The organism is Endozoicomonas sp. SCSIO W0465 (assembly GCF_023716865.1).
Classification (GTDB): Bacteria; Pseudomonadota; Gammaproteobacteria; order Pseudomonadales; family Endozoicomonadaceae; genus Endozoicomonas.
Map to the genome: position 1 here is coordinate 2,339,402 of NZ_CP092417.1, position 26,879 is coordinate 2,366,280.

The 26,879-nt window shown below is 49.7% G+C and carries 15 protein-coding genes and 1 pseudogene; 6 read left to right on the forward strand and 10 right to left on the reverse strand.

Going from position 1 to position 26,879, the window contains the following annotated elements; all coding sequences use genetic code 11:
- Window positions 1-353 precede the first annotated feature (353 nt).
- Entirely contained in the window at window positions 354-1,748 is a 1,395-nt protein-coding gene (gene ltrA / locus MJO57_RS10145) for a group II intron reverse transcriptase/maturase (protein WP_252024730.1), read from the forward strand.
- Window positions 1,749-1,935: 187 nt separating this feature from the next.
- On the opposite strand, the gene lamB is transcribed toward ltrA, so the two are convergent.
- From lamB to malE, 9 genes are all read right to left on the reverse strand, one after another.
- The gene (gene lamB / locus MJO57_RS10150; RefSeq protein ID WP_252025047.1) at window positions 1,936-3,543 is read right to left on the reverse strand and encodes a maltoporin LamB; all 1,608 of its coding nucleotides are present in this window, start codon (window positions 3,541-3,543) and stop codon (window positions 1,936-1,938) included.
- A 360-nt stretch (window positions 3,544-3,903) separates the two neighbouring features.
- Window positions 3,904-4,395, reverse strand: coding sequence for a DUF2244 domain-containing protein (locus tag MJO57_RS10155; protein WP_252025049.1), 492 nt, complete (start codon window positions 4,393-4,395; stop codon window positions 3,904-3,906).
- 205 nt (window positions 4,396-4,600) lie between these two features.
- On the reverse strand, window positions 4,601-6,547 hold the full coding sequence (locus MJO57_RS10160) for a hypothetical protein (RefSeq protein ID WP_252025051.1): 1,947 nt from the start codon (window positions 6,545-6,547) through the stop codon (window positions 4,601-4,603).
- Window positions 6,548-6,640: 93 nt separating this feature from the next.
- Complete coding sequence (malQ, locus tag MJO57_RS10165; RefSeq protein ID WP_252025053.1) at window positions 6,641-8,857, reverse strand: 4-alpha-glucanotransferase; 2,217 nt, start codon at window positions 8,855-8,857, stop codon at window positions 6,641-6,643.
- Window positions 8,858-9,211: 354 nt separating this feature from the next.
- Window positions 9,212-10,348, reverse strand: a complete 1,137-nt coding sequence (locus tag MJO57_RS10170; RefSeq protein WP_252025055.1) for an ABC transporter ATP-binding protein — start codon at window positions 10,346-10,348, stop codon at window positions 9,212-9,214.
- Between the two features lie 96 nt (window positions 10,349-10,444).
- Window positions 10,445-11,335 (reverse strand): maltose ABC transporter permease MalG, encoded by an 891-nt coding sequence (gene malG, locus MJO57_RS10175; RefSeq protein ID WP_252025057.1) that lies wholly within the window; start codon window positions 11,333-11,335, stop codon window positions 10,445-10,447.
- 161 nt (window positions 11,336-11,496) lie between these two features.
- Entirely contained in the window at window positions 11,497-13,074 is a 1,578-nt protein-coding gene (gene malF, locus MJO57_RS10180; RefSeq protein WP_252025059.1) for a maltose ABC transporter permease MalF, read from the reverse strand.
- A gap of 135 nt (window positions 13,075-13,209) precedes the next feature.
- The gene (locus MJO57_RS10185; RefSeq protein ID WP_252025061.1) at window positions 13,210-14,637 is read right to left on the reverse strand and encodes an IS4 family transposase; all 1,428 of its coding nucleotides are present in this window, start codon (window positions 14,635-14,637) and stop codon (window positions 13,210-13,212) included.
- Between the two features lie 38 nt (window positions 14,638-14,675).
- Entirely contained in the window at window positions 14,676-16,037 is a 1,362-nt protein-coding gene (gene malE / locus MJO57_RS10190) for a maltose/maltodextrin ABC transporter substrate-binding protein MalE (RefSeq protein WP_252025063.1), read from the reverse strand.
- A 360-nt stretch (window positions 16,038-16,397) separates the two neighbouring features.
- Between malE and MJO57_RS10195 the strand changes: the two genes are divergently transcribed.
- From MJO57_RS10195 to MJO57_RS33225, 3 genes and pseudogenes are all read left to right on the forward strand, one after another.
- Window positions 16,398-18,857 carry a glycogen/starch/alpha-glucan phosphorylase gene (locus MJO57_RS10195; RefSeq protein ID WP_252025065.1) on the forward strand — a complete coding sequence of 820 codons (2,460 nt, stop codon included), beginning with the start codon at window positions 16,398-16,400 and terminating at the stop codon, window positions 18,855-18,857.
- 88 nt (window positions 18,858-18,945) lie between these two features.
- Window positions 18,946-21,162, forward strand: coding sequence for a 1,4-alpha-glucan branching protein GlgB (gene glgB / locus MJO57_RS10200; protein WP_252025067.1), 2,217 nt, complete (start codon window positions 18,946-18,948; stop codon window positions 21,160-21,162).
- 67 nt (window positions 21,163-21,229) lie between these two features.
- Window positions 21,230-21,445 (forward strand): annotated as a pseudogene (locus tag MJO57_RS33225) (hypothetical protein); the annotation flags it as partial.
- Between the two features lie 38 nt (window positions 21,446-21,483).
- Here the strand turns inward: MJO57_RS33225 and MJO57_RS10205 are convergent.
- A complete protein-coding gene (locus MJO57_RS10205; RefSeq protein ID WP_252017676.1) occupies window positions 21,484-22,911 on the reverse strand; it encodes an IS4 family transposase in 1,428 nt (475 codons plus the stop codon).
- A 44-nt stretch (window positions 22,912-22,955) separates the two neighbouring features.
- On the opposite strand from MJO57_RS10205, the gene glgX reads away from it, so the two are divergent.
- The gene (gene glgX / locus MJO57_RS10210) at window positions 22,956-24,926 is read left to right on the forward strand and encodes a glycogen debranching protein GlgX (protein ID WP_252025069.1); all 1,971 of its coding nucleotides are present in this window, start codon (window positions 22,956-22,958) and stop codon (window positions 24,924-24,926) included.
- A gap of 178 nt (window positions 24,927-25,104) precedes the next feature.
- The gene (gene pgm / locus MJO57_RS10215) at window positions 25,105-26,766 is read left to right on the forward strand and encodes a phosphoglucomutase (alpha-D-glucose-1,6-bisphosphate-dependent) (RefSeq protein ID WP_252025071.1); all 1,662 of its coding nucleotides are present in this window, start codon (window positions 25,105-25,107) and stop codon (window positions 26,764-26,766) included.
- Window positions 26,767-26,879: the final 113 nt, after the last annotated feature.

Here is a 26,879-nt window from a genome sequence, read left to right on the forward strand (position 1 = left end):
AAATATCCGAGCCGAAACCAAATGGTGAACGTGACAGCTCCGAAATACCACTTGTTGTGGGTGCCGATGCTCTTATGCAGGCAGCAGGCCCAAGAGTGCTGTGTAAGGTCAATCTGGGAATCCGAACAGCACTACCCTCCGGAGTCGCAGGCGTCGGCGAGTTTATAGAGATATACGACTGAACCCAGGAGATCCATAGGGCTCTCAAAGGATTGAGTATGTTAAGTACAAGTGCAAAACACGAGGCTTTACAGATGGCTCTATGGAAGTCGGAGTCAGTCATAGTAGTGATGAAGCGGGTAACGACCGTGGAGCGAAGGGCTGGCAGTTAGATCGAGCGTGAGAGAGAAACAATGACCGTACTCAGCAACGACGGACAATCATGGTTAACGAAACTTGAGCGCATAGGTGAGAAATCGGCATACGACAGACAAATGGTGTTCAATAACCTTGGTCACCTGCTAAATGTTGACATGCTGAAGGAGCAATTCCATCGGTTGAACGGGAATAAAGCCGTAGGTATTGACCGTGAGACAAAGGAGACTTACGGCGTAAAACTGGATGAAAATCTGAAACACCTTCTCCAGCGCATTCGCCGTGGGACTTACAGGCCAAAACCCGCGAGGGTCACTGAAATCCCGAAAGAGGATGGGAGCAAACGGCCACTGGTCATATCCTGCTTTGAAGACAAACTGGTGCAACTTGCAGCCAGTCAAATCCTTGGCAAGATATACGAACCGCTGTTTCTACCGTGCTCATACGGATTCAGGCCCGGCTTGAGTTGTCACGATGCTTTGAGGACTTTGCTGCAGTCCAGTTCCCGAATTCGGGATGGTGCTGTGGTAGAAATTGATATCTGCAAGTACTTCAACAGAATTCCTCACAGGGAGCTGATGAAGATTTTGCGAATGAAGATATCAGACCAGCGTTTTCTCAGGCTGATAGAAGTCCTGATTACAGCACCTGTGATGGAACACAAGCAAGTATCCGACAATCGGGAAGGATGTCCGCAAGGGGCTATCCTGTCGCCAGTGCTGGCCAATATCTATCTGCACTACGTGATAGATGAATGGTTTGCCGAGGTAAGCCGTTCTCACATCAAAGGGCGGGCGGAAATGGTGAGGTACGCTGACGATATGGTATTCCTTTTTGGGGATGCCAGTGAAGCAGAGCGCTTTTATAAAGTGTTGCCAAAACGGTTAGAGAAGTTTGGTCTGGAGTTGCATAGAGAGAAATCGCAGATAATTCCTGCAGGATGGATTGCAGCTCAGAGGGCCAATCAATCAGGTAAGCGTCTTTCGACGTTTAACTTCCTGGGGTTCACCTGTTACTGGGGTAAGATGCGAAAAGGTGGTTGGCGACTGAAGTTCACCAGCCGTAAAGATCGTTTTGCATCGAAGCTCAAAGGGTTAAGGGAGTTCCTCTGGAAGCGCCTGAGTTCTGACCGTGTGCAAACGCTGAAGAGAGCGATTCGGGGGATCAAGGGATGGATCAACTATCATGGGATCACAGACAATCAAGGACGGGTCAGGCAGTTCATTCTGCAAGGCAAACGAACGATCCACAGATGGCTTAATCGTCAGGGAGGAAAAGGATACTTGAGCTGGGGAAAGCTGGTGAAAATTCTTAAAGTGTTGGCGTATCCAGAGAGCTGGAAAACGGTGTCAATGTTCCGGTCTCACCGAACATGTGTGGGGACACGGGTCTATCGGGAGCCGGATGCGGTAATTCCGCAAGTCCGGTTCTGAGGAGGGGCTTGCCCGGGTGACCGGGCAGGTCTACTCACCCCGATCCAGCCACAAGTACCATACTCGCATGGAGCCCCCGAAAACCCTACCAGGCAGTGGCTCTTTCTCATGCTGCCAGATCCGTATGCATTCCCACGCGGAGCGTGGGAACGAGGAAAGGGAAGGAGGGCAACCGACCTAAGCTGGATTAGAACCAGATTTCCATCTGGGCACCGTAAGTCCAGCCATCAGATTTGCTGCCATAGGCATTCATAATTTGCTGGGCGTCGGTAAAGGTGTCGAAATATTCAAGGCCCAGTGCGCTGCAAATTTCTGAGGCATTGCTGCTTCCGCTACATGAGTCGGGTATCGCGTTAGCAGTTGGTTCCCCCGGTCCTTGAATATATCCGTGAGCATCGTTCCAGTTGGCATAGGTGGCAAAGATACGAATTTGTGGTCTTATCCAGTTACCGAATTGAGGGTGGAATTGCTGGGCCAGAGTAAATTTCCAGAGTTTGCTTTTGAACAATCCGCTGCTAATAAGATCAGCTCCGTCCACATAAGAAGAGCTGGCGTTTTTAACCTGATCATAACCAATTTCAACGGTTGTACTAGTCAGGTCATTCCAATTCCAGGAAGGTCTGATACCTGCTGTTACCCAAGTCGTTTTCTTGCCAAAATTGGGATACAAATCATTTTTATCATACTTAACTTCTGTTACGCCAAGAAGATACATCATATCCAGTTTAGGCATCAGGGAGACAGCGCCATGATCCATAATGCGCCAGAGTTTGTTCCCTTTGTACCAGTCGGTAGTTTGCAGATACATACCCGCTGAGCCTGTACCAGGGCCTGTCATGGCATCCGTGGCGTACTGGACAATGAATTTATTGAAACCACCCAGTACGTCCCAGGTAAGTTCGCCGGTAAACATCCAGCCGTTCTTATCAAAGGTGCTTTTATGGTAAGTGCCAACGGACAGGTTATCGGCAGGGCTGCCTATCCCGTAGTCAATTCCAAGCTCCAGATTAAGCTTATCCATTATAGGAATTTCGTTCCAGCGGAAGTCAATTATGTTAGTGGTAATGTTTTCTGTTTTATAGCCTGGAGAAGTTGCAGCATTGACTGGTATTACTTCATTTCCAGTGACTCCACCAGTAGGTACTGTAACTGATGCTTTAGCACCGGCCTGCCAGGAAGGGTATATCACTTTATTTTGATTCCTCACCCACGCAACATCAAACTTGCCGATCCCTACATCAATGTTCTCGATACCAACACCTGGTCCAGATAGGTTCCAGTAGTAGTAATCAATGATATAGACATCATGACGATTATAAAAACGTTTGCCGACCCACAACATTGAACCGGGCAATGCGTCTCCAAAGACACCAGTGGCTTTCAGGTTCATCTCCCGAACCGCAGGCTCAGTGGTTTCATAGTCATCTTGCTGGGCAACTTTGTAGGCAATATTGGTATCCAGGTAAAACTGCACACCATCCTGATCAAAAAGATTCGCACCAAACCTCATTTCTGCATAGGTTTCGCACTCATTACCCAAACGATACTTTGAGGGGGCGCCTGCTGCTTTAAAGCATAACTGCTGACCCCCCTTGTCAGTGCTGCCAATACCTGAACGGACATAAGCAGTGAAATTAATATCATCGCCTGTTACCGCCATTGCACAGGTGGATGCAGAAGCAATGGCAACTGCTCCAAAATACTGGCATGAGCGACGGGAAACCGATGAAACCATTTGGGATAATGTTTTCAGCCCGGTGTTTGGGGTTGACGTTGATTGATGCCTGGAAAGCATGTTTAGCCTACCTTGTGTGTTGCTCTGGCTCCGGCTCTCTTTTATCATCCTGGCGCTTGCAGAGCGGCAGGGTGTGGTTGAAATAACCGCTTCACGCTGGGTAAACGGGCGTTCATAAAAGCAGGTAGCCATCGGTTAATGTGTGTTGAAAAAGCAAGGCCCGCTTTCCGTGCAGGAAAAGGAGTAATAAGCGCGTCGTATAAATTGAGCTGCATTGAACGACTTAACACAGCCTCGACGAAAGGTTGTTGGGTATCCCGGTTTTTTATCCCTGACTGAGCGCCAGAGTCCTTTAAGAATTTAGTTCAGGGTTTAGAGATGGGCAAAAAAATGTTCACTATATGGACTTTTTTTCTGTATTTATTGCGCAATGTGCGTGTTGTTGAGCAGTCTTTTCAAGTGATCGAGCAGGATCAGCTTATCCTGTCGGTTCAGGAAAGAGCCCAGCTCCAACTCCTTACCATGCGAGCGAATGTGAATGGACGGTGTCTGCCATGGGTGGGCTGCCTCGTGAATGACCAGCTGACACCACAGCCGGTGATAATGGTGCGTGCTCAGCGGCTGATAAAAACCCTTTTGAACAGTGACCTGGTGTTCCTGAAACGTGATCAGTTCTTTCCGCTGGCGCTGCCAGGCACAGTAATAAATACCGGCAGATAAGGCGATGACTTCCAGCATGGAAAAGGGCAGGATGGCTTTAGCACCGGCAAGATAGAAGCCGACAGCGATGGCCAGTGACACCGTAACGATCAACCCCAGTAACAGCAGATTCTGTCGCCAGCTCATGGAGTTATTGGGTTGCAGCAATATACTGCCATCCCTGCTTTTGGGAGCGAAGTTGATCGTTACCATAACTTCTGGCTACATCTATGACTCGTTTTCAGGCTCTAAATTGGTCCATAGCAATTAGGAACAAGCCAATCAGATAGAGTACTGGACGATGGTTCACTAGCCCGGCAATAAAAAACATTTCGAACAACTGACCACGCTGTAATGGGAGTTTAGGGTCTGGAGGACAATGTGGCGATATTTCCGGGCTATGGTCATAGATCAGCTGTTATTTAACGGCGATAGCTACCAGGCCATAAGCTCCCACAAACAATGCGGTGTATTGAGCGCTGCGAACCACATTCCAGAAAAAAGGTTGCCATGTTCTCAGGTCGATCTTCGGGTTGGCTTCAACGGGAATATCCAGGCTATTTCGGGAAAAGGATTCATGATGGTAGAAAGGCAGATCAACACTGGTGGATACCTTAAATGTGTACTGATCGCCAGGTATCAGGTCGTTTCTGAAAAAGGGTGTTTTATCTGAGCAGCCGCCGGGGACAAAATAACAAAATGCATTAATCAGGGGGTAAACGACTCCGGGGAGCTGAGAGTGAAAAATCATATCGCCCGGGCTTTGGTCAAATCTGAGCTCACATATTGACGTCCATTCGCTTCTATTGGTATGACCATCCCGGCATTGCAGGTTGTGTTGATTAAAATAAGCCGTTGATCTTAGCCATTCACCCCATAAAAGGCCCGGTTCGTAAAGTTCAACTTTGACTGAAAGCGCCGCATTTCTTGCATTTCCAGACACAGACTCCATGATGGCGTCAAAGATTGGCAGTCCACTGGTTTGAAACGTTAAGCCCCGGGGGTAACCCCGGGCGTCATACATTCCGTTAACATCCAATTCTCCACCCCATATGATTGCGTTAGAGGCAGAATGGTCAGGAAAAGACAGAATGTTGGGCGGATTGGACAGGATCCGATTACCGGTTTCGACTGTAAAGGTAATTCTGTCGTAACCATCCTGGCGGCATTGCAGGCTGTTAATCTCCGGGTCTCTGACACTGAGGGAAGGGGTGTATCGGTTCCTGGCGTCGGTAATATCCAGCTTCGGTAAAAGCCGACCTGACGTACTGCTGATTGTGACAGCAATCGTCTCTTTTTCACCGGGTAAAAGCTCATAGCCCTTAGGCATAATGCCATCGTAACCCTGATAACCGGGATGATGTTGGCGAAGATCTTTTTTTAAAAATTCCACGCTAAAGTCAATTTTGCCCTGACCACAACGTTGATGTGATAGAACAGGGACATCGGCATAACAGGTTCTTGGCAGGTTCCTGCATCTTCTGGATTGTGCACGTTTCTGATGGCCCCGACCGGTTCGCGTGGTTCGCTCGGTGACCTCACATACCTCGTAAGTACCGCAAATGAGGGAATCCAAAATCGGTTGACATTGCTCCCACCGCCAGAAAAGTTCAGTGGGATAGGAAAAAGTAGCGGACTTTTGTGGATTTGCAGATTGGCGCAATCGGTCGGTTACGGTTTCCGGGGGAAGGTCTTTTCTGGCTCGCCAAACGGCCAGATCATCCGGGTCCGGGTGTCTGGAATAAGTGTATTCAGCGTTTTTGCAAGACAGATATTCACTGTGGAAGTTTCGGGTTTGATGCGCAGGAAATTCCGTTCCGAGGCAGACCATACTGTATCGGGGAGGGGGGAAGAATAAGTTTTTTTCAATGCACCGGTTTTCGATTGGTGGAGGGCGATCAATTATGGCGTGTGAGATCTGTTCGTCAACTGGGTTATCCCCATTGTGCGCAGGGTTTTCAGGGGGATTGTCATTGTTGTTCAGTTCTGGCATCCAGCCAGGCCGGGGGGGAGGGGGAATATAGGGCGGGGCTGAAGGGATGGTGGCTGACGAGCTTGCCGTTGCTGCAGACGTTGGCGACGGATTCACTGAGGAAGGCGTATAAGGGCTGGCATTAACGGCAGTTACGCATTTGCCCGCCAGGGTCAGCAGGGTAAGAAAGGCACCGGGAGAGGAATGTAAAGCGCGGGTAATATAATAGGCAGGGTTAGGAATATACCTGGCAATATCGTAGATGCAGGTGAGTGAGTATGTGGCCTGGTTGGTTAGCGTTCGAAATGACAGGGCTGACGCTTCAGGTTCATTACATCTTGCCGCATGATGCGGGCTGAATGAGGGTGATGGTGGTGGTCCGTCGATGGTCATTGGTTTAAAAGTATTAAGTTTGATATAGGAATAAAATTTCTGTCCTTATTGGACCACCGGGAAGAAATTTTGTTCCCGGTGGTGAGTGCTCTCTCAGGCTTTTCGGGTCAGCCCGAGGTTTCTGAACAAGACCCGGTTGTCCTCACTGGTCACTATCTCGTTGATATTACGGGTCAGTTTGCGGCTCCAGTTACGATACTCGCTGCTGGTACCGGGAACATTCACCGGGGTATCCAGCTCAAGTACATCTTCCAGTTGGATCACAATGATCCTTGAGGCGGTTTTGCCCAGGTAGTAATGAATCTTTTCCATCAGTTCCCGGCTATAGCCCATGGAGCTTAAATCACCGGGGTTTATGCCATAAGGCGCTTCGCCAATGTGTTGCAGTGTTTTCAGCATAGCCAGCTTGTCTTCATGCCGGGCAGTCTTTTCCTGTGCGGTTCTGGCCGCATCGTAGATACCCAGTTCTTGTCGTAAATCAAGATCACTGCAGTTCCACCATGCCCTGAGGGTGGGAATGTCGTGATTGGATATGCAGGTCAGGGCTCGTGGTTTGTACTTTTCTGGCATCAGAAAATGGTCGTCGACTCTGGAAAAGAGCACCACTTCATTGGAGTAGCAATGGGCTGCAGGAAGCGCTGCTTCTATTTCCGGCGGTACGGTGCCCAGGTCTTCACCAAAAATCAGGCATTGCTGTCGCTGGCTTTCCAGTTTGATGATGCCCAGCAGGTCCTTCAGTGGATAGTTGACGTAAACGCCATAGTCTGCGGTTTTATCCGGGGGGCACCACCAGAGCCGGAGTATCCCCATCACATGGTCAATGCGCAGTGCCGCACAGTGCTGCATATTGGCATTGACCATATCGATAAACGGTTTATACGCCAGCTCCTGCAGCCGGTTTGGGTCAAAGGGTGGGAGTCCCCAGTTCTGTCCCTGTGGCGCTACGGTGTCCGGTGGCGCCCCGACGCTGGCATTGAGAACATAGTGGTCCCGGTGTGCCCAGACATCGGCGCCGCCATGGTCAACGCCGACGGCAAGGTCCCGGTAGATACCGATACGCATTCCGGACTCAATAGCGGCCTGCTGAGCCTCAGCCAACTGCTGTTCCGCAATCCACTGCAAGTACATATAAAATCGAATTCGTTCTTTTGATTGAGCAACAAAATTCTTCACATGTGAGCTGTCAGGATCCTGATAGTCCACAGGCCAACAGTTCCAGCCCCAGCTATTGATATCGCTGGATCTGAAATGCTCAAAGAGTGCTTCGTAGGTGGCCTGAAGCTCAAGGTCTTGCCCTTTTTCTGCACAATAATGGGCAAAGTTGGCTGATTTATAGGATTGATGTGCTTTGTCGTGTTTTTCAAAATGGCGGAAGGCCATTTCCAGGACAGAAAATTTCAGTGAGGCAACCCGGTTATACTCCACATGTGAGCAGTCTCTTGCTTTGCGCAACTGGCTCAGAAAATCGTCACTGTTTACATATTGCTGTATTTCTGCGGAATCCTGATACTCCTTCAGCGCTGTAACATCGATATACAGAGGATTGATAAAGTTCCGGCTCGACGGGCTGTAAGGACTGCAATGGAGAGGGTTGGATGGATAGAGTGAGTGAATAGGATTCAGGCCGATAATATCCGCCCCTTGTGGTCCGAGTTGGTTCACCAGCTGTTTAAGGTCACTGAAATCCCCCATTCCCCAGTTGTTTTCTGAACGAAGGGTATAGAGCTGAACACTGACTCCCCAGATTTTTTCAGTACGCCCAGGTTGTTCAAAACTGAGGATATCGGGTTCATAGCAGGTCTGTGGCGCGACGATCAGGCGGCAACTTTCCTGATGGGATCCCAGGGTAACGGATAACTCATGGTAGCCTGCAACCAGGTCTTCCGGTAAAGGGCAGAGTAGACGGATTCGTTCCTGTTGGTCCACCGATAGCCGGTCTTCTTCCGGAAGTTCTGACAGGTTTACGCTGAGCGGAATTGCACGGCTGTCTTCCAGAATGATTTCACCACGTAGCGAGTCATTGCGCTGGCGTTCATCAACCTGAATGGGAACCGTAAAAGGGTCTCCGCAGTGAACTACGTGAACGACAGGAATCAACGGTGACCATTGCTTTCTCAGAATACGATCAATGGAAGCCTGAACTTCCAGCTCGTTACCAGCGGCAATGCCCATGGCTTTTAGCGCATTGAGTTTATAGTCCGTCTCAAGGGTGACTGGATTGCCGGCGGCATCAATATAGTGGGCGGGGATACCACACAGCTCTGCCAGAGCATCAATCTGCTTTATCTCGTGCATGGTGGACTCTTTCATGGGTAACGGAACACAACCGTTGATGACGGCGGGAGGTATTAACGATGAGAGTATAGACCGTTTGAATCGACTCGTTCCCACGCAGGAGAGGTTGTCGCAAAACCCTGTGGACACTCTGGACATCTCGTTCCCATGCTCCGCGTGGGAATGCATACCGGTCCCGCCACAGATACCATACTCGCATGGAGCCCTCGAAAACCCTACCAGGCAGTGGCTCTTTCTCATGCTGCCAGATCCGTATGCATTCCCACGCGGAGCGTGGGAACGAGGTTTTCGGAGGGTTTTGCGACACCCTCAGGACCCACAAGGCCTGAAAGCATGGGAACGAGTTGAGTTTATCACGTTGCCGGTTGATTATTGATCGATTTCCGGTGCCCGGGTCCGGTGGAAGGCAATACCGTTGGCATCGAACAGATAACAGTGTTCAGGTGGCAGCTCAACACGTATTTTGCTGCCTTCTTCCCGGCGGAGGGAGTCTTCCACCCGCACAATAAAGTGCTCTCTGATGGTGTCGTGGTTCATATAGATAAATGACTCGGCGCCCAAGCGCTCCAGCGCTTCAATCCGCCCATCAACGGCATTGCCACTGTCGGTTTCCACCAGGGTATGTTCCGGCCGGATACCCAACACGACACGGGAGCCCGGATCGGCTTTGCTGGTATCGGCAAAGGCTTTCAGTGTTTCGCCGGTAGTCAGGCGAATCAGCGTCTCTTCTGCGCCACTTTTCTCAATGACCCCGTCAAAGAAGTTCATTTTCGGTGAGCCAATAAAGCCGGCAACGAACAGGTTGGCCGGGTGGTGATAAAGTTCCAGCGGTTTGCCCACCTGTTCAAGGTTGCTGGCCGCTCCCTGTGCCAGGGGACTCAATACCACGATCTGATCAGCCAGGGTCATGGCTTCCACCTGATCATGAGTGACGTAGATGGAGGTGGTTTTCAGTCGGCGATGTAATCGGGCGATCTCCTGCCTCATCTGCACACGCAGGGCAACGTCCAGGTTTGACAGAGGCTCATCAAACAGGAAGACCCTGGGCTGTTGCACAATGGAGCGGCCAATAGCGACCCGCTGTCGCTGACCTCCGGACATGGCTTTGGGTTTACGCTCCAGAAGCGCCTGCAGTTGCAGGATTCGGGCGGCTTCATCAACCCGCTCATCCACCACGCTTTTATTTGCCTTGGCCAGCTTCAGACCAAAGGCCATGTTTTCTGCAACGGACATATGGGGATAAAGGGCGTAAGACTGAAAGACCATGCCCACACGCCGCTCATTGGGTGGCCAGTTATTCACTTTCTCGCCATCAATGCTTAGTTCGCCGCAGGTGATATCTTCCAGCCCACAGATCATCCTCAGCAGCGTAGATTTGCCACAACCGGATGGGCCAATGAAAGCGATAAACTCACCATTACCAATGTTCAGGTTGATGTCTTTCAGGGTCCAGGTTTGTCCCTGGTCATAACTTTTCGCAATGTTGACGAGTTTGACTTCTGCCATAGGACACCTTTTAAAAGATCGCTACCCGCTTCCCGCTGCCCGCAGAAGTCGGATTACATTTACGGGCAACGGAAAGCGGTTGACGGAAAACGTTTTTTAACCTTTGACGCCTCCCGAGGTGAGCCCTCCGACAATCCAGCGCTGGCAGGCGAGAAAAATAATAGTAATGGGTAAGCCGGAAAGAACGGCAGCGGCGGCAAAGTCGCCCCAGAGATAATTCTGTGGGTTCAGGTACTGTCTTGAACCCACCGCCAGCGTGAGATTATCCATGCTCTGCAGCAGTACGGATGCCACGGGGTATTCGGCAATACTGGCAATAAATGCCAGGATAAAAACAACCGCCAGAATGGGGACTGACAGCGGCAGCAGCACAAAACGGAAGGCCTGCCAGGGCGTTGCCCCATCAATAGCTGCGGCTTCTTCCAGGGAGTTGTCGATGGTTTCAAAATACCCTTTGATTAGCCAGATATGCAGCGCCATGCCCCCCAGATAGGCGAGTGTGACGGAGCCCAGGCTATCCAGGCCGAGCCAGGGGATGTAATCGCCAATCTGGTCAAACAGCGAGTAGATGGCAACGAGCGCAAGCACAGCCGGGAACATCTGCAGGATCATCATGGCCGTCAGCATCTGCTGTTTAAACCGAAACCGCAGCCGGGCAAAGGCATAGGCGCCGGTTGTTGCCAGAATCAGTATCAGGGCAGAGCTGGCGGTTGCCACCTTGATGGAGTTCCACAACCAGGTCAGCACCGGAAAAGGCGGTTGCGTAATAGAGCCATCGACATTCTCCCAAGGGATTCCCAGTGCCAGATACCAGTGTTCAAGGCTGGGGTTTTCCGGAATCAGAGAGCCCGTGGCAAAATTGCCGGTGCGCAGGGAAACCGAGATAATCATGAAAAATGGGAACATGATAACCAGCAGGAAAAGCCACATCACAATACGGGCCGTCCAGACCCGGTAGTTCAGATTTCTTGGTTGCACCATTGCCATGATGACTTCTCCTTTCTTAACCTTCGTTACGAAAGACTTTTAAAGGATGGGAACCACAAAGGCACAAAGTTTTAAAGGGCTTGCCCGGGCCTTGCCCGGCAAACAAAAAAGGCTCCCTTTGTGTCTCCGTGTCTTTGTGGTTCAAAAAAAAAGCTTCCTGACTACTGCAATTGTCGTGTAGCTTTCAGGTTTACCCAGGCAATAAAGCCCACCATCAGAAAGATCACGGTGGCAATGGCAGAGGCCAAACCGTAATCCTGACCATAGGAACCAAAGGCAATACGGAAGGTGTAACTCACCAGAATATCAGTAGCCCCGGCCGGGGTAGTGGCATGGAGCATATCCGGAGCGCCATCGGTTAACAGGTTGATCAGCACCATGTTGTTAAAGTTAAAGGCAAAGCTGGCAATCAGTAGTGGAATCAGCGGCTTGATGATCATTGGAATGGTAATATGGAAAAGATTCTGGGCTGGGGTAGCACCATCAATAGCCGAAGCTTCATAAAGATCATCCGGAATACTTTTCAGCAGTCCGATACAGAGGATCATCATGTAGGGGTAGCCCAGCCAGGTATTGACGATGATGACCATGGATTTGGCCAACAGCTCATTACTGAACCATTCCGGTTTAATCCCGAAGAGCATATCCAGCAGAAGATTGATTTCACCGAAGTTCTGGTTAAACAGCCCTCTGAAAATCAGGATGGAAATAAAGGCCGGTACCGCGTAAGGCAGGATCAACAGCAACCGGTAAATACCATTCCCTTTAAGCGGCTCCCATTGCACCAGGCAGGCCATTAACAGGCCGATGACCAGGGTAAAGGCCACGGAGAGCGCGGCAAAAATAACGGTCCAGGTGAAGATCTTCAGGAACGGTCCCTGAATCCCCGGATCAGTAAAAACCCGAACAAAATTATCCCAGCCCGTGTAGATGGTAAAACCCGGACCAATCTGCTCGGTACCGGCTTCATTGGTGTAATACCCCGTCTCCATGTCAGGATAGATGGTTTCACCAGTGCGGTTATCGATCAGGGCAAGGCTTTGTTCGGGGTATTGCTGGTCAAAGTGGTCATCTGGCCGGTAAACCCTGGCTATCGCGCTGAACTTTCTCAGGCTGGTCATGGCCAGCTCGGTGCCATCCGGCAGCACAATATCCAGCCTCTGAAGGAGCACGCGTTTTTTGATAACTTCCCGGATAGGGAGTACGGCTCCGGGTGGCACATGTCTGGATTCAAAGGCTTTCAGTTCCTGTGGCACATTACTGTCGGTAAAGGGCTCTGTCAGGTAGTGCTTCTCACCGCCCGCAGCATTGGTCAGCATCAGCTGGAAGCCGGGGCCTTCCTGATACATTTTGAAAGCAAAGGATTCACCGCCCGTACGGTAGGTTTTCGCAAGATGTATAGCCCTGGCCCGTTCAAGGGAAAGCAGGTGATTGGAACTGTAGTTGGTAAAGGCGACGTTAACAGTGTAAATCAGCGGAAAGACGATGAAGGTGACAACCCCCAGAAGGCTGGGGTAGACGTAGCGATAGTTGTACCCTTTTCTGCTGATAAAAACCCATGAGCCAACCGATGCAAGAACCAGCATCAGCATGGCAAAAGCCAGTTTTCCCTGGGCATACATCAAGGTCACACCGTATAACAGCACCAGGTCGATAACGGCAACAATGGCGATGACCAGATAGGCACCGCTAGTTCTGGTGGTTCTTGGTGTGCGTCCCGGTGTGCTCAACGTGCTCATGGCGTACTGGCCTCTCTTGGCAGACAGGAGACGGTTAGCTGATGATGCGTTTAGCAGCGTCGTTCAGCGCTTCACGGTAGTTTTGTCTGCCACTGGTAATATTGCGCAGTGCCGTCTCCATTGCCTGACTCTTGATCACATCTCTCCAGCGCTGAACTGCCGGGCTATCTGCCAGGTTTTTACCCGATCCTGCAATTTCGCCCAGCCTTCCCATACCACTAACCAGCCGGGCTGCCCTGTATGCTTTGAATCACCCCAACCACCAAGCCGAGCAATCGTTTGAAGCAGCCAAGTGACTGTTGGCGGCTTATCGGGCAACGCTTTTTTTTCATAGGTTAGCCAGAGAACCTGCCATTCATCATCACTGACCACCTCATTCGCGAGTGTTTTTTCACTCCAAAGCTTTCTGTCTTTGTGCTGCCTGTCATTCGGTAACATTAATGCTTCACGGATTTGCATTAGTCTGACAGCGACAAACATTAATATGACCGCAAGTCGTTCAATGTTATCCGGAGATTGCAGACGAAGCCTTTCTACTCCTGCTCCCGATTTCCAAGCCTTATGGAACTCTTCTATTCGCCATCGGAGCTCGTAAAATCGAATGATAGAGCGACAGTCTTCGAATGTTTCAATATCTTCAGTTGTCAATAGTACCCAGTGCAAACGGTCTTCGGAGTCATTGCCAATCTCTTCAGCCGACACAATATTCATAGTTACCGGTTCCGGCCTGCCGCCTGGCCTTTGCGGCGCCTGTATTGTCATCTTCTTTCTTTTGACCTGCAGCGTTGCCTTTCGCTTCTTTCTACCTCCTTTTTGAGGAACCACTATCGTATATTTCCCCAACACTTCAGTCTGAGCTAAGGAATCAAATAATAAGAGTTCGCCATCCACCAGGATTCTGTTTTGTGTAGCTCTTACAACAAACCGCTGTCGGTTATCCAGTTTGTAGTGCATATATTCGTATATATCCGCCTCCCGGTCGCAAACACTGATGATGTCAGGCATTTTACCCCCCATCCTTTGTTCTGTGTTTTCAGAGGCTCTTTGCCACTTAAAGCTTTCCTTTCCCTCGTAAGGTAGCTGACGACGTTGGTTCTTTTTCCCCCGCTGAACGTCCTCTCTAACCCATCGTTCTTGATCAATAAGCCCAATGCTTCGCTCTGTATCCGCATCAACCAAGAAGACAGAGTGGACGTGGAATCCTCTGGTTTTAGAGCCTTCAGGACCTCCAAGATCACCAAGCTCGGATCTGACAGCATGTTTATAACCCAGGGTTGTTGTATCTTCGAGAGCCAGAAGTAGGCGAGACTGTCTCACTATTTTGGCAGTTGCCTGAAAGCCTGCCTCAGCTATTGCTTCAGGCTTTACGGCCTCATTCTCAATCAGCCGGTAAGCTCCAGTTACCAGTGCGGTATAACCTTCGCATGAAGATGACAAAGAATTACCGGTATGAGCTGAAAGCTCGGCAGCAACTTTGACAAGTCGTTTTGTACGTCGAGTATCGCCCAAATCAGCACATCCAAAAGTTAGTTCTGACCATGGTTTAGGAGAAAGTGGAAGCATGACCTGTTTTATCAGTGAGAAATGATAGAACAAGGTAGCTATTTGTGATCAAGAGACAGCTCCATTGCCGACCAGAATTTACCCATTTCCGGCACATTGGGCATGATCAGGCCCTGTTCGACATTCTGGTAAGTTGCCGCAATACGGGGGTCTTTCATCAGTTTTTTCATCATCGCCTTATTAGCCACGGCCCCAAGGGGAACGTTACTGTTCATGACGGTCAACCCCTGTTCGGTGAGCAGGTAATTCTCCAGAAATTCGTTGGCAATGGACTTGTTGGGGCTGGCATTGTTCAGTGCTGCCCCCCATACGCCAACAAATGCTCTTGCCGGTTTGCCATTCAGTTTGGGCAGTGGTGCAACACCATAGCTGATTTTACTCTTGTCCAGGTTGGCCCAGGCCCAGGGGCCGGTAATCATCATGGCGACTTTCTGCTGGTTGAAATTGGCTTCCATGACGCCATAGTCCACCCCCCGGGGCATCACGCCCTTATCAATCAAATTCACCAGCATTTTGGCACCTTCCATAGCGCCTTTATCATTGACACCGGTTTTCTTGACGTCATAGCCTGTGGCCGTTTTCAGAAAAACATAACCACCGTCGGCGGCCAGCAGTGGCATGGTGAAATAGGGTTGATCCTGGTCCCACATGATCGTGATGATGCCTTTTTCATTTTTCTTGTTGGGGATTGGCTGCTGTTCCAGTTTCTTGGCCAGGGGAAACATTTCTTCAAAGGTGGCAGGCGGTGTTGGCAGAATCGCTTTGTTGTAGATAAGGCTGATGGCTTCCAGAGAGATAGGGTAGCCGTAGATTTTTCCCTCACTGGTCATGGCTTCCCAGCCAATGGGGTTCACGCCGTTCTTGAATTCCGGTGATGGGGTGATAGGCGCTAACAAGCCACTTTTGGCCCACTCCCCATAGCGGTCATGGGCCCAGAAAACGATATCAGGCCCACTGCCTGAGGCAGCCGCCTGTTGGAAACGGTCGGTGATGTTTTCCGGGATTTCAACTTTGACCTTTATCTCCGTGTCTTTCGTGAACCGGGCTCCCACTTTGCGAATGCCTTCATAGGCTTTGTCTCCACCAACCCATATTAATAGTTCGTCAGAGCTGAAGGCCAATACGTTACCGGCAAAGATCAGTGACAGTGCAGTCAGAATAACCGGGAAAAGTTTTTTAATCAGCGAAGGGATCATTTCTGATATCTCCGGGTAAACCAGACGGCTTAATAGCTGCTGGTTATTCGGGTAAAGGAAATTGTTAACAGGTTGGAAGAACCATGGTTGATTGGGTTGTACACTAAATAACCGGTCAGGTTTTAGCCGGATGAATGAAACGGGTACTGACCAATAATAATCGCTGCGTACGAGTATGCCAGTAAGAATATTTAATACCGCCACCAGGGCACAATTCTGATTATTATAAATTTACTTTTAATGCTTTTTTTCTTTGGTTTGGTTTTTTTAAAGGGCTGTCGTTGTTTTTTTATGTAAGTCAGTTATCTATCGTCGTTTATAACGTTTAAATTGATATAACGCGAAAAAAAACAGACAAAAGTACGCCTAATTGAAGTCAGGCAACTATAACTTACTCATGATCTTTTATTGTTTTCAGGTTCTGTTTGCATAGGATTCCAAATTCATGGGCTCCTGTGCCCCGATTTATAGTCTTTAGTTATTCTCTCAAGCTATTTCTGTGAAATCCCCCGGCTTACTTAATCAATTATGAAAAGCTTGAGCTGCCAAAAGAGAGTGTTTGCCATGGGTAGAACAACTGTGGATCTGAGCGCAGTAGGTAATATGGATACCGTTCAGATTGAACAGGGAATTCGACATCATCTTGAGCAGTCTCTCGGGGTTGATCTGGAAGAAGCAACCCCGGGAGATTACTGGGAAGCCTTAAGCCTGCTTGCCCGGGAGATCAATCTGGATCGCACAAGGTATACCCGCAGGGATGAAAAAGAAAACGGAGCCCGAAGGGTTTACTATCTGTCACTGGAATTCATGGTGGGGCGCCTGCTGGGTAACAACCTGCATAATCTGGGGATCTATGAGCAGACGGAGAAAGCCATGGCCAGCTTTGGCGTGAGCCTTTCGGATGTTCTGGAATACGAAACGGATCCGGCGCTGGGTAATGGTGGGCTTGGACGACTGGCAGCCTGTTTTCTTGACTCATTGACCACTTTGAACGTGCCCGCTTTTGGTTATGGTATTAACTACCGCTTTGGTCTTTTCAAGCAGGGTTTTGTTGGTGGTAAACAGGTCGAAAGTCCCGATGCCTGGCGGGAAGACAGCTTTCCCTGGGGCATTGAAAAACCCAAAAGAAAGCAAGTTGTACGTTTATACGGCACGGTCAGGGAGGTTAATGGCAATAAGCGTTGGGAGGATACCCAGGAAGTACTGGGCGTCCCCTGGGATTTGCCCATTACCGGTTATAATACGGCACGTGTTAACACCCTGCGCCTCTGGGAGGGTAGAGCAACAGAAGGGTTCGACCTGGACAGCTTTGATGCCGGTCGTTATCAGGATTCCAGGTTCCGGGAAATCCTTGCCGAAAATATCAGCCAGGTGCTCTATCCAAACGACAGCCATCCTGAAGGTAAAGAGCTGAGACTGATCCAGCAGTATTTTTTTGTAGCCTGCTCGCTGGCTGATCTCATTGCCCGCTACAAGCGAGAGCATGAAGGCTGGGAAGCATTTACCAGTAAAGTCGTGATCCAGCTGAACGATACCCATCCGGCCATTGCGGTACCTGAGCTGTTGCGAATCCTCATGGATGAAGAGGATTTTGTGTTTACCAAGGCTTTGGAAATATGCCGCAGCGTTTTCTGCTACACCAACCATACGTTGCTACCCGAAGCCCTGGAAACCTGGCCCCAGGGGCTGATCGCACGGGTTTTACCCAGGCATATGCAGTTGATCTATAAACTGAACTACCACTTCCTGAATAATGAGGTAGAAAAACAGTGGCCGGGTGACCATCAGATGAAATCCCGTCTGTCCATTATTGAAGAACCCACAAACCCTGCGGAACCACAGATGGTGCGTATGGCGTACTTATCAGTGATTGGCAGCCATAAAGTCAATGGTGTTGCTGCGCTGCACACCATGCTGGTGAAGGCAAAGCTGTTCCCTGAATTTGACCAGCTGTGGCCTGAGAAAATTGTTAATGTGACCAATGGCGTAACCCCCAGACGCTGGGTGGCTAACTGTAATCCTGCACTTGCTGAACTGATTGATCAGACGCTCAACGGTGACTGGCGCGGTGATCTTGCACAATTAAGCGAGTTAAAGGCCTGGTCTGATGATCCCCAATTCCAGGAAAAATATGCCCGAATCAAACTGGATAATAAGAAACACCTGACGGATGTTATTGCTAATCTGTGTGGGGTGAAAGTTAACCCTGAGGCGATCTTTGATGTACAAATCAAGCGTCTGCATGAATATAAACGGCAGCAAATGAATCTTTTGCATATTATGGCCATTTACCGTCGCTTGCTCCAGGACCCGGATCTGGATGTGCCGCATCGGGTGTTTATTTTTGCAGCAAAAGCAGCGCCGGGGTATCTGGTGGCAAAAAACATTATCTATGCCATTAACCGGGTGGCCGACCGGGTCAATAATGACCGCCGCATTCGGGATAAGTTGAAGGTGGTTTTCCTGCCCAATTATCGTGTCAGTCTGGCTGAGAAAATCATTCCGGCGGCCAATGTGTCTGAGCAGATATCAACCGCCGGCTTTGAGGCTTCAGGTACCGGAAATATGAAATTTGCCCTGAATGGCGCGTTAACCATAGGAACGCTGGATGGCGCTAATGTCGAAATTGCTGAAGAGGTGGGAGAGGACAATATCTTCATTTTCGGGAAGACGGTGGATGAAGTCAGTGATTTGCGGCAAAGGGGTTATCACCCCCGGGACATCTATCAGCACAATGAAGAACTAAAGGCTGTTATTGACTGGCTGGCATCGGGAGATCTCAGTCCTGACGAGCCAGGCGCCTTTCGGCCGTTGGTGGAATCTCTTCTGGATTCCGATTACTTCCTGACCCTGGCGGACTATCAGTCATACAGTGATGCCCACGACCGGATTGTTCAAGCCTGGAAAAATCCCCCCCACTGGTGGCGCATGGCGATCATTAATACTGCATCCATGGGTAAATTTTCATCAGATCGGTCCATTGTCGACTATTGCAGGACTATATGGGATATAAATGGGATATAAATGGGATATAAATGGGATATAAATGGGATATAAATGGGATATAAAATGGGATATAAACGTATAGTGTCGTCAGATTCGGGGGCTGATTATGTCTGGTTCTCCTGACGATATCCGAGTGGATTCTGACAGCCGGGATACCCTGCTTGATGATCTTCTGAATACCTGTTGTGCAAGACCATTTGATTTGCTCGGTTGGCACCCTGATAGGACCGGCAAAGGGTTAGTAGTAAGAATATGGCGGCCAGATGCTATTGCTGTGGACATTATTGATGAGCTGACAGGCAATAGCTTGGGCACCACTACTCCTATTGCACCGGGACTGTTTGAACGCTCATTTGTGGATATTTCAGAGCCTCAGGCATACCACCTCCTGGTCACCAATGCCCAGCATCACCAGTTCAGGGCTGACGATCCTTATCAATTTTCTCACCTTTGCAGTACAGAGCCGGTAATCCGTCACCATTGGTTGCACCATACACTGGGTGCCCACCTCCAGTCGGTTACGCTTTCAGGTCATGGCTGGCAAGGCGTCATGTTTCGTCTATATGCTCCTCATGCCCGCAGTGTCAGTGTTATCGGTTCATTTAACCACTGGGATGGTCGGCTTTATCCAATGGCCAGCAGCCACAGCGGCATTTGGCGGTTATTTATTCCGGACGTGAAACAGGGCGACCTCTATAAATTTGAGCTGAAAGATCACAATGGGCAACTTCTACCACATAAAGCAGACCCCTTTTCTTTTTATGCAGAGCAGCCACCGGGGAATGCGTCCATTGTCTATGATGCCCGAAAATATCAATGGCAGAGCAAGGATTGGCATCAGTGCCAGGGGTTGGACCGTCCTGTCAGTATTTATGAGGTACATCTGGGCTCCTGGAAAAAAGGAAAGGCTGGGCAGCGGCTTAATTATGTCGAGCTGGCCGAACAACTGGTGCCTTATGTGAAAGAAATGGGCTTTACCCATGTTGAATTTCTCCCTCTTCATGAACACCCTTTTAACGGCTCCTGGGGTTATCAGCCGGTAGGTTTGTTTGCTGCAACCAGCCGTTACGGTGATCCGGATGGCCTGAAAGCATTAATAGACCGGTTTCACGATGCGGGTGTTGGCGTCATTCTGGATTGGGTGCCCGCGCACTTTCCCTCAGATAGCCATGGCCTGGCCAGTTTTGATGGCACTCATCTTTATGAGTATGAAGACCCTCGCAGGGGGTGGCATCCGGATTGGCAGACACATGTTTATAACTACGGGCGTTCTGCTGTCAGGAACTTTTTGATCAGTAATGCATTGTTCTGGTTTGAGCAGTTTCATGTGGATGGCCTGCGGGTAGATGCAGTGGCGTCAATGCTTTATCTCGATTACTCAAGGGGGGAAGGGGAGTGGGAGCCTAATATTCTGGGGGGCAATGAGCATATTGAGGCAGTCCGGTTTATCAAGGAGTTAAACGAAGCGGTTTATCTGAACTACCCCGATGCGATGATGATTGCTGAAGAGTCTACCAGTTGGCCGGGAGTCTCCATGCCAACTTACGACAATGGGCTTGGATTTGGTTACAAGTGGAATATGGGGTGGATGAATGACACCCTGAATTATATGACCCGCTACCCTGAGCATCGCCGTTATCACCATGATCAGATATTATTCAGCATGGTGTACAACTACAGCGAGCATTTTATTCTACCACTGTCGCATGATGAGGTCGTTCATGGTAAGGGTACGCTGCTTAGCCGAATGCCCGGAGATGAGTGGCAGCAGTTTGCCAATCTTCGAGCCCTCTATGGCTATATGTTTGGGCATCCTGGCAAAAAACTGCTGTTTATGGGGGCAGAGATAGGCTCAAGGCAGGAGTGGAATCATGATGATCAACTGGATTGGTATTTACTGGAGGAAAGTACATTTTCCAGTGGCGTAAGTACCATGGTAAGGTATTTGAATTCGGCTTATCAGTCGTTACCTGCCCTGTGGCGTTCCGATTATGAACCAACGGGCTTTCAGTGGTTGATTACCGATGATGAGCTGCAGTCAGTCATCGCGTTCAGTCGGCACACATCCAGCGAGTTACCCGGCGACTCACCGATTGTGGTCATTTGTAATTTTACACCCGTGGTCAGGCAGCATTACCGGCTGGGAGTCCCGGAGGCAGGTGTATGGATAGAGGCGTTTAATTCCGACCGTTGTGAGTTTTCCGGCAGTGGTGTTGTGAATCAATTGCCGCTGACCACGGAGCCTTTGCCCATGCACCATCAACTGCACTCATTAGTGATGACGCTACCGCCATTAGCGACTGTTTATTTGCACTTGATTTAATAGATAGATTGCACGACTGAATCAAATTAAGATTTAGCATATCTCAATACGTTGATGTCTCCGATACATGAATCAGCCACGAATAACGATAGAATCATTTGGACCGGGCAGTTGTCACCCTCTGGGAGCCAACTTTCTTGATCAGCAACTTGATCAGCAACTTGATCAGCAACAGCATCCAGTGCTTCCTGCTGCAGCTGCAGGCGTGAACTTTGCGGTGTATGCACCGGAAGCCTCAACCGTGATGCTGTGCCTGTTTGACAGCACCGGGGTGGAGCAACGTATTCCCATGTACGGCCCTGACAAGGGCCTGACTCTTGATCACATCTCTCCAGCGCTGAACTGCCGGGCTATCTGCCAGGTTTTTACCCGATCCTGCAATTTCGCCCAGCCTTCCCATACCACTAACCAGCCGGGCTGCCCTGTATGCTTTGAATCACCCCAACCACCAAGCCGAGCAATCGTTTGAAGCAGCCAAGTGACTGTTGGCGGCTTATCGGGCAACGCTTTTTTTTCATAGGTTAGCCAGAGAACCTGCCATTCATCATCACTGACCACCTCATTCGCGAGTGTTTTTTCACTCCAAAGCTTTCTGTCTTTGTGCTGCCTGTCATTCGGTAACATTAATGCTTCACGGATTTGCATTAGTCTGACAGCGACAAACATTAATATGACCGCAAGTCGTTCAATGTTATCCGGAGATTGCAGACGAAGCCTTTCTACTCCTGCTCCCGATTTCCAAGCCTTATGGAACTCTTCTATTCGCCATCGGAGCTCGTAAAATCGAATGATAGAGCGACAGTCTTCGAATGTTTCAATATCTTCAGTTGTCAATAGTACCCAGTGCAAACGGTCTTCGGAGTCATTGCCAATCTCTTCAGCCGACACAATATTCATAGTTACCGGTTCCGGCCTGCCGCCTGGCCTTTGCGGCGCCTGTATTGTCATCTTCTTTCTTTTGACCTGCAGCGTTGCCTTTCGCTTCTTTCTACCTCCTTTTTGAGGAACCACTATCGTATATTTCCCCAACACTTCAGTCTGAGCTAAGGAATCAAATAATAAGAGTTCGCCATCCACCAGGATTCTGTTTTGTGTAGCTCTTACAACAAACCGCTGTCGGTTATCCAGTTTGTAGTGCATATATTCGTATATATCCGCCTCCCGGTCGCAAACACTGATGATGTCAGGCATTTTACCCCCCATCCTTTGTTCTGTGTTTTCAGAGGCTCTTTGCCACTTAAAGCTTTCCTTTCCCTCGTAAGGTAGCTGACGACGTTGGTTCTTTTTCCCCCGCTGAACGTCCTCTCTAACCCATCGTTCTTGATCAATAAGCCCAATGCTTCGCTCTGTATCCGCATCAACCAAGAAGACAGAGTGGACGTGGAATCCTCTGGTTTTAGAGCCTTCAGGACCTCCAAGATCACCAAGCTCGGATCTGACAGCATGTTTATAACCCAGGGTTGTTGTATCTTCGAGAGCCAGAAGTAGGCGAGACTGTCTCGCTATTTTGGCAGTTGCCTGAAAGCCTGCCTCAGCTATTGCTTCAGGCTTTACGGCCTCATTCTCAATCAGCCGGTAAGCTCCAGTTACCAGTGCGGTATAACCTTCGCATGAAGATGACAAAGAATTACCGGTATGAGCTGAAAGCTCGGCAGCAACTTTGACAAGTCGTTTTGTACGTCGAGTATCGCCCAAATCAGCACATCCAAAAGTTAGTTCTGACCATGGTTTAGGAGAAAGTGGAAGCATGACCTGTTTTATCAGTGAGAAATGATAGAACAAGGTAGCTATTTGTGATCAAGAGACAGGACAAGGGCATCTGGCATGTATTGGCTACAGGGTTACAGGAAGGTCAGGCCTATGGCTATCGGGCCGATGGCCGCTGGGCGCCTGATGAAGGGTTGCGTTTTAATATTAATCAGCTGCTGATGGACCCCTATGCCCGCGAGGTTAAAGGAGTCATTAACTGGCAGCCAGCGGTTTATGACTACTCAGGTAAGGACAGAAATCATTGGTTGTTTAACGATCAGGATAATGGACACCTGGTTCCTAAATCCGTGGTCAGGACAGATCACTTTGACTGGCAGTCTGTTGCCAGGCCCGGGCTCTCCCATGAGGAGAGTATTATTTACGAGAGCCATGTAAAGGGCTTTACCCGTCAGCACCCGGATATTCCAGAAGCGTTGAGAGGAACCTATCTGGGTATGTGTCATCCAGTGGTTATTGCTTATCTCAAGCACCTGGGAATCAATACGCTGGAGCTTTTGCCTGTTACCAGTTTTCTCAGCGAGCCAAGATTACGGAAGCTGGGGTTAAAAAATTACTGGGGCTATAACCCGCTCTGCTTTATGGCACCAGAACCGTCGTATGCTATTAACGATCCAGTGGTTGAATTGAAGACAATGGTTCGTGAATTGCACCGTGCCGGTATCCGGGTAGTGATGGATGTTGTTTATAACCATACCTGTGAGGCGGGATCCGATGGGCCAAGCCTGAGTCTGAGAGGGCTGGCTGAGAAAGATTACTACCTGTTGGATCACCATGGTGGTCATCTGGTGACCACCAACTACAGTGGTTGTGGAAATACACTGAATTTTGACAGTGCGCAAACCATCAAACTGGTGATGGACAGCCTTAGATATTGGGCTGAGCACTATCAGATCGATGGTTTCCGTTTTGACCTGGCCCCGACCCTGGCCAGACGACATCGGAAGTTCGATGCCCATAGTGTATTCTTTCAGGCGATATTTCAGGACCCCATTCTTGCAACCCGGCAAATGATTGCAGAGCCCTGGGACCTTGGGCCTGAAGGCTACCGTCTGAAGGGTTTTCCAAGGGACTGGCATGAGTGGAATGACCGCTATCGTAACGGTATCCGATCATTCTGGCGTGGTGACAAGGATCAGGTGGTTGATATTGCCTGGCGTCTAACGGGCTCCAGTGATCTTTTTGGTTATGATAGACCTGCTGGCAGTATCAATTATATCTGCAGTCACGATGGTTTTACTCTGCATGATCTGGTGTCGTTTGAGCACCGACACAATCTGGCTAATGGTGAGAGCAACCGGGATGGTGATCAGCATAATCTCTCCTGGAATTATGGTGTTGAAGGTGCTTCCAGTGATCCCGCTATTCAAAAGCGCCGGCTACGTGTACGGAAAAACCTGCTGACAACACTGATGCTTTCCCGGAGTATCCCCATGCTGATGGCGGGTGATGAGTTTGGTAACAGTCAGTTCGGCAATAATAATGTTTACTGTCAGGATAACCCGATTGGCTGGGTTGACTGGTCGTGGTTGGCGGCCCTTAATGGCAATAATAACGGTAATAATAGTGATGAGAATCCTGATGGCGCTGAGCTACAGCAGTTCTCTTCAATGCTTATTCATTTACGAAAGTCAGAGCCATTGCTGGGAGTCCGTTATCGGGCAGATGACCAGTCGTGGCACAGCCCCGTACTCGACTGGTTCAATGCTCAGGGTATGCCTCTGACTGCAGCCATGCTGCCAGACGAGCGTGGTCATGCACTGGTGATGCGATATCGCTGTCCTGTGGAAAGTCAGCCCAGTCTGGTGCTGTTGATTAATAATGAGGCGGATACCCGGCGCTTTAACTTACCGGAGACTGGCCATAACGTTCGGTGGCAAAGAGTGTTATCCACAAACCTGGATAATAAAGAGGCTTTCCGGGAGACGGTGATTTTGCATCAGGGGTGGTATGAAGTACCAGGGCACAGTGTTGTGATGGTGAAAGAATTATTATAAATAACTTTTTATTATCTCATCATAATGAGGTTGTAGTAAATCCGTAATATACGGCAATGCATTCATATAGAATAGTCGGTATTGTGAGCATAATCACATACTTACATACTTATTCCCTACTTTTTTGTATTGGTGGACGGTTTTCTCTGTTCTGCCATTTTATTATTGAGGAACCGCCATGCATCCGCGCGCAGGCCAACCCGCAACCGATGATCTTCTGGTTAATATTCCCCGGCTGGTCAGTGACTATTACACGATACAGCCCGATCAGGCAGAAAACAGTCAGCGTGTCGCTTTTGGTACTTCGGGTCATCGTGGAACCTCTTCTAATGGTTCGTTTAATGAAGCCCATATTCTGGCGGTCAGTCAGGCAATTTGTGAATATCGCCGTGCTCAGGGCATAGGAGGTCCGGTTTTTGTTGGTATGGACACCCATGCGCTTTCTGAACCCGCGTTAATCAGCGCAGTGGAAGTGTTTGCTGCGAATGATCTGGACGTCATGATTGATCGGGAGCGTGGTTACACACCAACACCTGTGATTTCTCATGCCATTGTTGCCTATAACCGTAGTCGTTCTTTACCAGCTAATGGCGCTAAACTGGCCGATGGGGTGGTCATCACACCTTCCCACAACCCTCCGGAAGATGGGGGATTTAAATATAACCCGCCTCATGGTGGTCCGGCAGGCAGTGATATAACCGGCTGGGTGGAAAAGCGAGCCAATGAGCTGATCGCTGAAAACCTTTCTGGCGTTAACAGAATCACTTTTGCACAGGCGCTCAGGTCTGGCAAGGTTCACCAGTATGATTTTGTTACCCCGTATGTGAATGACCTGGAAAACGTTCTGGATATGGACGCCATTGCCAGCGGTAAACTGAGCATCGGTGTGGATCCTCTGGGTGGTTCAGGGTTGCAATATTGGGCGCCTATTGCTGAGCGCTATGGCCTTGATCTGACGCTGGTCAGTCAGAATATTGATCCGACCTTTTCCTTTATGCATCTTGATAAGGATGGCCGTATCCGTATGGATTGTTCATCTGCTTCGGCCATGGCGGGGCTGATCAATCTCAAAGATGATTTTGATATTGCTTTCGGGAATGATCCGGACTTTGATCGCCATGGCATTGTGACCCGTGGTCATGGGCTGTTGAATCCCAACCATTACTTGGCCGTTGCCATCCGGTATCTCTACACCCACCGTCCTCAGTGGTCACCAGACGCGACTATCGGGAAGACTCTGGTCTCCAGTGCCATGATCGATCGTGTTGCCAATGGTCTGGGGCGTACAGTGACGGAGGTACCTGTTGGCTTTAAGTGGTTTGTTGATGGCCTCTCAGAAGGCACTATGGCATTTGCCGGAGAGGAGAGTGCCGGAGCCTGTTTCCTGCGCCGGAATGGTCATACCTGGTGTACCGATAAAGATGGTTTCATCATGGCGCTGCTGGCAGCAGAAATTACCGCCGTTACCGGGCGTGATCCCGGCGAGCACTATCAGGAGCTGACCCGACAATACGGTGCTCCGGTCTATCAGCGGCTGGATGCCGTCGCCAATGATGCCCAGAAAAAAGTGCTTGCGGCATTGAGTCCGGAGCAGGTCAAAGCGGAAAAACTGGCGGGTGATCCAATCATCGCCCGGTTGACCCATGCGCCGGGCAATGGCGCAGCGATTGGTGGTTTGAAAGTGGTTACCGAGCGGGGATGGTTTGCAGCCAGGCCCTCCGGAACCGAAGCCGTTTATAAGATTTATGCCGAAAGCTTTGAAGGGAAAGATCACCTTTCCCATCTGCAGAATGAAGCTCAGGAGATGGTCGCCGACGTCTTTAAGGCAAATGGTGTTTGATGTGAGTTGAACCAGACATCGAAATACTTTGCCTGAGGCCGGCGATAGGTGAGGCGGGCTTTCAGGCAAGTGGGGGATTCTTCCGGGGGGGGGCTTTATGCAATAGCCCGGAG

Excerpts from the sequence above, each read along its gene's own strand:
- ltrA (WP_252024730.1), top strand. The coding sequence starts at position 354 with ATGACCGTACTCAGCAACGACGGACAATCATGGTTAACGAAACTTGAG.
- lamB (WP_252025047.1), bottom strand. The coding sequence starts at position 3,543 with ATGCTTTCCAGGCATCAATCAACGTCAACCCCAAACACCGGGCTGAAA.
- MJO57_RS10155 (WP_252025049.1), bottom strand. The coding sequence starts at position 4,395 with ATGGTAACGATCAACTTCGCTCCCAAAAGCAGGGATGGCAGTATATTG.
- MJO57_RS10160 (WP_252025051.1), bottom strand. The coding sequence starts at position 6,547 with ATGACCATCGACGGACCACCACCATCACCCTCATTCAGCCCGCATCAT.
- malQ (WP_252025053.1), bottom strand. The coding sequence starts at position 8,857 with ATGAAAGAGTCCACCATGCACGAGATAAAGCAGATTGATGCTCTGGCA.
- MJO57_RS10170 (WP_252025055.1), bottom strand. The coding sequence starts at position 10,348 with ATGGCAGAAGTCAAACTCGTCAACATTGCGAAAAGTTATGACCAGGGA.
- malG (WP_252025057.1), bottom strand. The coding sequence starts at position 11,335 with ATGGCAATGGTGCAACCAAGAAATCTGAACTACCGGGTCTGGACGGCC.
- malF (WP_252025059.1), bottom strand. The coding sequence starts at position 13,074 with ATGAGCACGTTGAGCACACCGGGACGCACACCAAGAACCACCAGAACT.
- MJO57_RS10185 (WP_252025061.1), bottom strand. The coding sequence starts at position 14,637 with ATGCTTCCACTTTCTCCTAAACCATGGTCAGAACTAACTTTTGGATGT.
- MJO57_RS10195 (WP_252025065.1), top strand. The coding sequence starts at position 16,398 with ATGGGTAGAACAACTGTGGATCTGAGCGCAGTAGGTAATATGGATACC.
- glgB (WP_252025067.1), top strand. The coding sequence starts at position 18,946 with ATGTCTGGTTCTCCTGACGATATCCGAGTGGATTCTGACAGCCGGGAT.
- MJO57_RS10205 (WP_252017676.1), bottom strand. The coding sequence starts at position 22,911 with ATGCTTCCACTTTCTCCTAAACCATGGTCAGAACTAACTTTTGGATGT.
- pgm (WP_252025071.1), top strand. The coding sequence starts at position 25,105 with ATGCATCCGCGCGCAGGCCAACCCGCAACCGATGATCTTCTGGTTAAT.